This window comes from Streptomyces spongiae (genome assembly GCF_009377185.1).
Taxonomy (GTDB): Bacteria; Actinomycetota; Actinomycetes; order Streptomycetales; family Streptomycetaceae; genus Streptomyces; species Streptomyces spongiae.
In genome coordinates this window covers 1-8055 of the sequence record NZ_VJZC01000468.1, presented here as the reverse complement: position 1 = coordinate 8055, position 8055 = coordinate 1, and the positions used below count along the sequence as shown (strand labels likewise).

At 67.4% G+C, this 8055-nt stretch carries 6 protein-coding genes; 3 read left to right on the top strand and 3 right to left on the bottom strand.

What is annotated here, in order from left to right; genetic code table 11:
- Positions 1-48 precede the first annotated feature (48 nt).
- On the bottom strand, positions 49-1527 hold the full coding sequence (locus tag FNH08_RS38410) for a DUF1996 domain-containing protein (protein WP_152776155.1): 1479 nt from the start codon (positions 1525-1527) through the stop codon (positions 49-51).
- A 387-nt stretch (positions 1528-1914) separates the two neighbouring features.
- Between FNH08_RS38410 and FNH08_RS38405 the strand changes: the two genes are divergently transcribed.
- From FNH08_RS38405 to FNH08_RS38395, 3 genes are read left to right on the top strand one after another with little or no spacing between them, the layout of a single operon-like run.
- Positions 1915-3120, top strand: a complete 1206-nt coding sequence (locus FNH08_RS38405; protein WP_152776154.1) for an ABC transporter substrate-binding protein — start codon at positions 1915-1917, stop codon at positions 3118-3120.
- A gap of 30 nt (positions 3121-3150) precedes the next feature.
- The gene (locus tag FNH08_RS38400) at positions 3151-4920 is read left to right on the top strand and encodes an ABC transporter permease (RefSeq protein ID WP_152776153.1); all 1770 of its coding nucleotides are present in this window, start codon (positions 3151-3153) and stop codon (positions 4918-4920) included.
- Entirely contained in the window at positions 4913-6040 is a 1128-nt protein-coding gene (locus FNH08_RS38395) for an ABC transporter ATP-binding protein (RefSeq protein ID WP_152776152.1), read from the top strand. The genes FNH08_RS38400 and FNH08_RS38395 overlap by 8 nt, the downstream gene beginning before the upstream one ends.
- Positions 6041-6112: 72 nt before the next feature.
- Here the strand turns inward: FNH08_RS38395 and FNH08_RS38390 are convergent, their stop codons facing one another.
- Together FNH08_RS38390 and FNH08_RS38385 are read right to left on the bottom strand one after the other, a co-directional pair.
- Positions 6113-7120: a VOC family protein gene (locus FNH08_RS38390; RefSeq protein WP_152776151.1), complete on the bottom strand. Its 1008-nt coding sequence runs from the start codon at positions 7118-7120 to the stop codon at positions 6113-6115.
- Positions 7117-7989, bottom strand: coding sequence for an alpha/beta fold hydrolase (locus FNH08_RS38385; RefSeq protein ID WP_152776150.1), 873 nt, complete (start codon positions 7987-7989; stop codon positions 7117-7119). The genes FNH08_RS38390 and FNH08_RS38385 overlap by 4 nt, the downstream gene beginning before the upstream one ends.
- Positions 7990-8055 lie beyond the last annotated feature (66 nt).

The window sequence follows — 8055 nt, the reverse complement described above, 5'->3', positions numbered from 1 at the left end:
GGTGGGCGTCGTGGAGACGACGCCCACCCCTCGGTATGTCCGCTGTTCTCAGCTGCACTTACGTCCGGTGTTGATGCACTGGACCGCCTTGTTCATCAGCTTCGCGTCGAAGACGTTGATGAAGTCGTCGTGGTCCGTGACCGGCTTGTGCGCCTGCTCCGGGAAGCCGTCCACCGCGTAGAACGGACGGGTCTTGCCGTTGTCCTTCACGCTGGGCGCGTCCACGTCGTACACCAGACGGTGCACCAGCTGCGGAATGGCCTTGAAGCCGCTCGGGCAGTTGCCGCTCGCGTCGGCGAAGGCCACGTGCGTCCGGTGGTTGGCGCTGTCGATGTTCTTGCCGTCCCAGCAGCTCTGGTACTTGAAGGACCGCACCACGTCACTGCCCTTCGGGCAGAGCGGGTACTTGTCCTTCAGCTGCACCTTGTTCTCGAAGCCCGTGCAGCTCCAGGAGGCGTTGGCGTTGGCCGTGCCGTTGGTGAACGCCTTGGCGTCACCGGTGATGATGCGCAGGAACTTCGGCATCGCCACGACCTTGCCGCGCGGGCTGCCGACGAAGGTCAAGGTCGACTTGGAGGCCGTCAGGATCTTGCCGATGTTGCCCTCGGCGCCGCCGCCCTGCTGGCCCGCGTCGAACTCCTTGGTGCCGTTCTGCAGGCGCAGCACGGGCCAGTAGTAGGAGGACTTGTCGCCCTGGTTCTTGCAGCTGGTCTTGGCCGCGGCGAAGTCCTGGTCGGTCGCGAAGGCGTCGTTGGACTGGTTGCCGACGTAGTCGTGCGTGTGGTGTGCGCCGTTGGTGACACCGGGCGCCACGATGACGTTGTCGGTGTTGTACAGCTTGTTGGCGTTCACCCCGCACTTGGTGGCGAAGGTGCCCTTCGAGGCCTTCCCCGAATTGCGCTGTGCGCTCACGTTGGGGCGGACCTTGGTGATGTCCACGTAGTCGGCGGCGACGGGGCCGTTCCCGGCGGCCTGGCCGGCGTTGCCGCCGCCCTGGTTGCCGCCCTGGTTGTTGTTGCCGCCCTGGTTGTTGCCCTGACCGGCGTTGGTCTGGTTGCCGGTGGACTGCAGCGTGCAGGCGGCCAGGGCGTCAAGGCCCTGCGGCTTGGTACCCACACGGCCGATGGCGATGACGATCCGGTCGATGGCAGCCTTCCGCTTGTCCTTCAGCGGACCCACGATCGCGTTCTGCGCGAAGTTGGCGTCCTGCTGGATCGCCCGCTGGGACGTGGACAGGCGCTGGTATGCCTCGGAAATCTGCTTGTCGAGGAGCGCCAGTTCCTTGTCCACCTGAGCCCGGGCCTGGGCCGGAACCGCCGTCAGCTTCTGGCCGACGTCGGGGCAGTCGATGGTGGACGTCGAGGCCGCCGCCGACTGGGCCTGGGCAGACTTCTGCGCCGAGCTGGTCTCACCGGCAGAGGCGTAGATGTTCGCCGCCACGATTCCACCGGCCCCCAGGGCCAGGGCAGCTACCGCGCCCACCGCCCGAACGGTGGTCTTCGATCTCTTTCGCGTGTTGCGTCTCATCATGCCTCTCTGCACTTCTTCATGAACTTCTTCTGAGCCGGCTGTACATCCGGTATGGGCGAAGCTCCCTTCGATACGGATCTGGGCGCCGATTGTTCAGCGGATTCTCAGATTCATGCTTTCCTCCATCCATAAACGAGGCATTGGGAGATGAGTCCGGCAGTACACGAGTAAATGAGCCATAACTGCCCTTGTCATCAGGTGTGTTGATCGCGCGCAACTGCTGTTTCAAGCCAACGGTGCAGCAATCCTCAGGTGACTCGCGTCACGTACAAAACGACCACAACACACAGTATGAGCTCTGCGGGTTCAAGGATTTACCGCCCTGACCTGGGTCTCTAACCTCCCGGCAACAGCTGCCAGACGGCACGCGCCAGAAGGAGAACCATGGCCAGATCCAGCCACCTCGGCTCACGACACGTCGCCGCCACGGGTGCCGCACCCGGGCTCCGCCTCTTCCCCCGTCGCCGCTCCGCGACCGCCCTCGGCGTGGTTCTCGCGCTCGGACTGCTGACCGCCTGCGGGAGCGGCGGCGACAACAAGGCCACGGTGGCGGAGAACAAGATCTCCGCCGGCAAGGTGCCCGGCTACTACCCCGAGGACTACAGCGACCTGATCGCGGCGGCGAAGAAGGAGGGCGGCAAGCTCACCGTCTACTCCAACCTCGGCGACGAGAACATGGCCCCCGTCGTCCGGGACTTCAAGAAGAAGTACGACTTCATCAAGACCGTCTCGATCAACGAACTCGACAGCGACGAACTGTTCCAGAAGGTCCTCTCGGAGAACGCGGCCGGCAAGTCGCCCGCGGACGTGCTGATCTCCAGCGCGGCGAGCGCCTGGACGAACTTCTCCGAGCGCAAGAACTCGGTACTGGAGTACAAGTCCCCGGAGCTGTCCGAACTCGGCGCCGACGCGGAACTCCTGCCCAGCGTCTACTCGATGTCGCAGGACCCGATGACGATCGCCTACAACACCAGCCTGATGGAGAAGCCTCCGACCGGTATGGCCGACCTGGCCGAGATCCTGAGCGCCGACAAGGGCAAGTTCAAGAACAAGGTGACCGTCCGCGACCCGGAGGGCTCGTTCGGCTTCTCCGTGACGCGCGCCCTCACCGAGGGCAACCCCAAGGCGTGGGACGCGCTCGGGAAGATCCTGCCGCTGACCCGTCCGGAGACCTCGTCCGGGACGCAGTTGGAGAAGATCGTCTCCGGTGAGTACACGGCCGGCTTCCTGATCAGCGCCTCACCCGCGTACCCGGTCGTCGAGGACAGCAGCGGCCTGGTGAAGATCGTCTTCCCCGAGGACGGCACCGTGGTCCTGCCCCGCGGCCTGGGCATCGCCGCCGAGGCTCCCCACCCGGCGACCTCCAAGCTGTTCCTCGACTTCGCCCTCTCGGAGGAGGGCCAGCGCGCGGTCGCCGAGGGCGGACTGGCCTCCTACCGCAAGGGAGTCGAGGGCGAGGGCCTGCACACCTACCAGGAGGTCGTCGACAAGGTCGGCGAGGACAAGATCATCCACGTCGACTACGCGGCCGTCTCGCAGAACGACACCGACGCCTGGCTCGAGCACTTCAGCCGGCTCCTCAAGAAGTAGGCGGTCACGGGACGATCGGAGTCAGCGCAGATGTCAACCCTCACCCCACCGGTCGGCACGTCGGCCGACGATCACGCAGAAACGTTCAAACCGCCGCGTTACCGCCGCCCGTTCGGCATCGGACGGGACCAGGCCGTCCAGTACGCCGTCCTCGCGTTCCTCGCCGTCCTGGTACTGGCTCCGATCGTCCCGACCCTCTACCAGAGCATCCGCAACCGGCCGCTCTACGAGGCCGGAGGCGCCTTCACGGTGCGCGGCTACGTCGACCTCTTCACGGACGCCGGCTTCGGCGAAGTGGCCCTCAACACGCTGCTGTTCGCCGGGCTGACGACCCTGCTGAGCCTGGCCATCGCCATCCCGATGGCCATCGTGGTGGTCCGCACCAAGCTGCCGGGCGGCCGGCTGATCGCGCTGGCGATGCAGTGGCCGTTCTTCATCTCCTCGCTGATCCTGGGCTTCGGCTGGATCATCATGTACGGTCCGGCCGGGTTCGTCAGCATCAAGGTCCAGCAGGTCTTCGGCGGTGTGCCGTGGAACCTGTACTCGATCCCCGGGATGGCCCTCACGGAGGCCGTGGCGCTCGCCCCGATCGCCTACGTGTTCTGCGCCAACGCGCTGCGGCAGTCCGACGCGTCCCTGGAGTCCGCGGCCCAGGTCTGCGGGGCCGGGCCGCTCAGGATCCTGGGGCAGGTGGTCGTCCCGCTGCTGCGACCGCCCATCGTCTACAGCGCCATCCTGGTGTTCTCCGTCTCCATCGAGACCCTCAGCGTGCCGCTGTTGTACGGCCAGCCGGTGAACATCGACGTGTTCTCCACGTTCCTCTACCACAACGGCCTGCAGTCGGTGGACCCCGACTACACGATGCTGGGCGCCGCCTCCACGATCATCCTGTTCGTCACGGTGAGCCTGGTGGCCGTGCAGGCCAAACTACTCAAGGACGCCGCCCGGTTCGTGTCCGTGCGGGGCAAGGTGACCCGTCCGCGCAAGCTCGACCTCGGCTGGCTGAAGTGGGTGAGCATCGCCTGCATCTGGTTCTACGTGGTCGTCGGCGCCCTGGTCCCGATCGTCGGCCTGGTGTTCCGCTCCTTCACGCTGATCTTCACCCCGCTCCAGTCGCCGCTGAGGACGGTCACCACGCAGAACTACGAGATCGTCTTCGACTCCGACAACTACGTCCAGTCCCTGTGGAACAGCCTCATCGTCGCCGGTGTCGGCTCGGCGGTGGTCAGCGCCCTCGCGGTGGTGGCGGTGATGGTCGCCCGCCGCTCCACCTTCCGCTTCGGTCGGGTCGTGGAGTACCTGGCACTGATTCCGCAGTCGCTGCCCGGCATCATCATCGGTATCGGCTTCTTCTGGGCCTTCGCCCTCGCCCCGTTCGGCATCGGCTCGGTGCTTCAGGGCACGGTCTACGCCGTCATCATCGCCTTCGGCATGCGCGCCCTGCCCAGCGCGTTCGGCTCGGTCGCCCCGGCCATCATGCAGATCGGCGGCGAACTCGACAACGCGGCCCGGGTGTCCGGCGCCGACTGGCTGATGACGTTCTTCCGGGTCCTGCGGGCCCTCGTCACCCCAGCCTTCGCCGGAGCCCTCGTGCTCACCTTCGTGATCATGCTCAAGGAGTACTCGCCGGCTGTGTTCCTCAGCTCCGCGGACAACAACATCCTGGGCACCACCATGCTCAGCCTCTGGACCCAGGGCCGGGCCGGGTCCGTCGCCGCACTGGCAACCCTCCAGATCGCCATCACCGCGGTCTTCGTCGCACTCGCAGGACTGCTCATGAAGGGAAAGCACCATGCCTGAGGTGACCGTCAAGAACCTCGCCAAGACCTTCGGGGACAACTCCGTGCTCCGCGACGTCACCTTCACCATCAAGGACGGCGAGTTCTTCACCCTCCTGGGAGCCAGCGGCTGCGGCAAGTCCACCACGCTCAACTGCGTCGCCGGGCTGGAACAACCCACCGAGGGCTCCATCACCGTCGGCGGGAGACCCTTCGTCGACGCCTCGGCCGGGGTGTTCCTGCCACCGGAGGAACGCAACCTCGGCATGGTCTTCCAGTCCTACGCGCTCTGGCCGCACATGACCATCGCGAAGAACCTCGCCCTCCCCCTGAACATCCGCAAGGTCCCCAAGGAGAAGCAGAGAACCCTGATCCACGAGGCGCTCGACAAGGTCGGCCTCCCCGAGCTGCGCGACCGCTACCCGCACCAGCTCTCCGGAGGCCAGCAGCAACGCGTCGCGCTCGCCCGCGCGTTGGTCTACTCCCCCACCGTGCTGCTGCTCGACGAGCCGCTGTCCAACCTCGACGCCAAACTCCGTGAGCAGGCCCGCGCCTGGCTCAAGCGCCTCCAGGAGGAACTGGGCATCACCACCGTCTACGTCACGCACGACCAGGAGGAGGCCCTCGCCCTGAGCGACCGCATCGCGGTCATGGAGGGCGGCAACATGATCCAGATCGGCACGCCGCACGAGATCTACGAGCGGCCCGCCGCCCCGGAGGTGGCCGCCTTCGTGGGCCGCTGCAACTTCCTCACCGGCCGGGTGATCGGGCAGGAGGGCAGGCGGCACCACATCCTCCTCGACTGCGGCGACGACGTGGTGCAGGTCGACAGCGACGAGCGCGTGCCTGCCGGCCACTCCGTCACCGTGGCGATCCGGCCCGAGCGGCTGGAGGTCGTCCCGCAGTCCGGTACGCCGTCGGACGTCAACCAGTTGAGGACCCAGGTCCTCACCAGCTCCTACGTCGGCTCCCGTTACGAGTACGACGTCCGCCTCGGCGACCAGGCCGTCCAGGTCCTCAGCGGCAACGGCGGCCTGACGGGCGAAGTGGTGCTCGTCTTCGATCCGGCGCAGGCGCTCCTCTACCAGGACAAGGTCGAACTCCCCGAGGAACAACGGGACCTGCTGACCGTCACCTCCTGAGCGCGGGGTGAGGCACCGCCTCGGCCGGGCGCCCGCGCGCCCGGCCGAGGGACCGTAAACCTTCCGGCTCTGTCAGTCGTCGGGGATGCCCGTGCCGCTCAGGGCGGGGACGGTCTCCTCGCGGTGGGCGAGGGAGCGGGCACCGAGCCGGAACTGGTCGAGCTTGTCGACGATCTTCTGGCCGACGGGGGTGTGGCCCCAGACGCTGATGCCCTGGTGGGTGGTGGGCTCCCAGGTGGTCTCGTCGATGACGAGGGGGTTCCAGCCGACCTCCCACTCGAAGCCCGACGGGGTCCGGGCGTAGTACGAGAGTTCCTTGTCGTTGGTGTGCTGCCCGACGGACAGGGCCATGTCGAAGCCGAGTTCGCACACGCGCTGGTAGCTGCGGGCGACGTCGTCGAGGGTGGCGGCCTGGATATTGAGGTGCTGGACGCGGGTGCGGACCGGGTCGATCGGCAGGCCGCGGACGGCGGCGATCGCGACGGAGTGGTGGCGTTCGTTGACGCGCAGGAAGCGGATCCTGAGTTTGACGCCGCTGATGGTCTCGTCGATGTAGTCGGTCAGGCGGGCGTCGAGGACCGTGTCGAAGTAGCCGCGGATGTGGGCCGGTTTGGTGGACGTGATCGCGATGTGGCCCATGCCGGAGTCACCGGTGACCCAGCCGGAGGCGAGCATCCGCAGGGGGTCGGGCGAGGTGACGGGCGAGGTGTAGATCTCCTGGGTGATGCCTTTGGGGCCGGGGAAGCGCAGGAGGCGTTCGACTCCCCGCAGGGCGGCTTCCTCGGCGGTGCCCTCGGTGGAGGGGACGCCATGAGCCCGTATGCGGGCCTCGATCCGCTCGAAGGTGGTGTGGTCGTCGATGTGCCAGCCGGTGGCGACGACGTCCTCGGCCGGGCCCCGTCGGAGCAGGAAGCGGCATGCCTGGTCGTCGAGGCGGAAGCGCATCAGGTCGGTGTCGAGGGCGTCGTGGTGCATGCCGAGGGCGTCGGTGCCGAAGCGGCGCCAGTCGGTGAAGCGGTTCGTCTCGATGACGATGTAGCCGAGGTGGACGGCGCCGAAGACCGAAGTGGTGGTGTTCATCGGCGGCCCGCCAGGAAGTCGGCGCACAGGCGGTTGAAGAGGTCGGCGCGTTCGAACTGCACCCAGTGGCCGGTGTTGGCGACCAGGTACAGGTCGCAGTTCGGCATACGGTCGGCCAGCATGCGGCCACCGGCGGGCCGGTTGACCTTGTCGGCGGCGCCCCAGAGCACCAGGGTCGGCACGGGCAGGCGGGACAGGCGCGCATCGCGGGTGAAGTCCATCTTCCACAGGGTGCGCAGCGCGTTCGGGCCGGACGGGCGGCGCAGCGGCGGGGCCGCGACGACCTCGGGGTCGATGCTGTCCCGGTAGCGCGCGTCGATGACGCTGTCGGGCACGTCGGCGGCGTTGAAGACGAGGTGGGTGCGGATGAACTTCTCCAGCTTCAGCCGCGAAGGGCCGTCGCCGGAGTAGTAGTTGAGCAGACTGTTGAGCCCGGGGGTGGGCAGCGAGCGCGTGGTGCCGATACCGCCGGGGCCCATGAGCACCATGCGGTCGACGCGGTCCGGGGTGTCCAGGGCCAGGCGCAGGGCGCAGGCGCCGCCGTACGAGTTGCCCACGAAGTGCGCCTTGTCCAGGCCGAGTCGGTCGAGGACGCCGCGGATGCCGTCGGCGAGGTACCCGAAGGGGTCGGAGCCGTCGACGCCCTTGGTGCTGCGTCCGTAGCCGGGCAGGTCTGGGACGATGACCCGGTACTCCTTGGCCAGTTCCCGGATGTTCCGCTGGTAGTTGGAGACACCGGAGGCGCCGGGTCCGCCACCGTGCAGCAGCAGGACGGGCGGCCCGTCTCCGCTCTCGGCGACGAAGATCTTCTGTGTGCCGACGTCGAGCAGGTGCTCCCGCAGCGGCGGCAGTTCGGTCCGCGTGGTCATCGTGTCCTCACTGGGCGGTGGTCGGGGTCGGACGTGGTGCGGGGGCGAATCCGGCCGGGGGCGGCG

What these genes read in the sequence shown, in the direction of transcription:
- FNH08_RS38395 (WP_152776152.1), top strand. Translation starts at nt 4,913, where the DNA reads ATGCCTGAGGTGACCGTCAAGAACCTCGCCAAGACCTTCGGGGACAAC.
- FNH08_RS38400 (WP_152776153.1), top strand. Translation starts at nt 3,151, where the DNA reads ATGTCAACCCTCACCCCACCGGTCGGCACGTCGGCCGACGATCACGCA.
- FNH08_RS38390 (WP_152776151.1), bottom strand. Translation starts at nt 7,120, where the DNA reads ATGAACACCACCACTTCGGTCTTCGGCGCCGTCCACCTCGGCTACATC.
- FNH08_RS38405 (WP_152776154.1), top strand. Translation starts at nt 1,915, where the DNA reads ATGGCCAGATCCAGCCACCTCGGCTCACGACACGTCGCCGCCACGGGT.
- FNH08_RS38410 (WP_152776155.1), bottom strand. Translation starts at nt 1,527, where the DNA reads ATGAGACGCAACACGCGAAAGAGATCGAAGACCACCGTTCGGGCGGTG.
- FNH08_RS38385 (WP_152776150.1), bottom strand. Translation starts at nt 7,989, where the DNA reads ATGACCACGCGGACCGAACTGCCGCCGCTGCGGGAGCACCTGCTCGAC.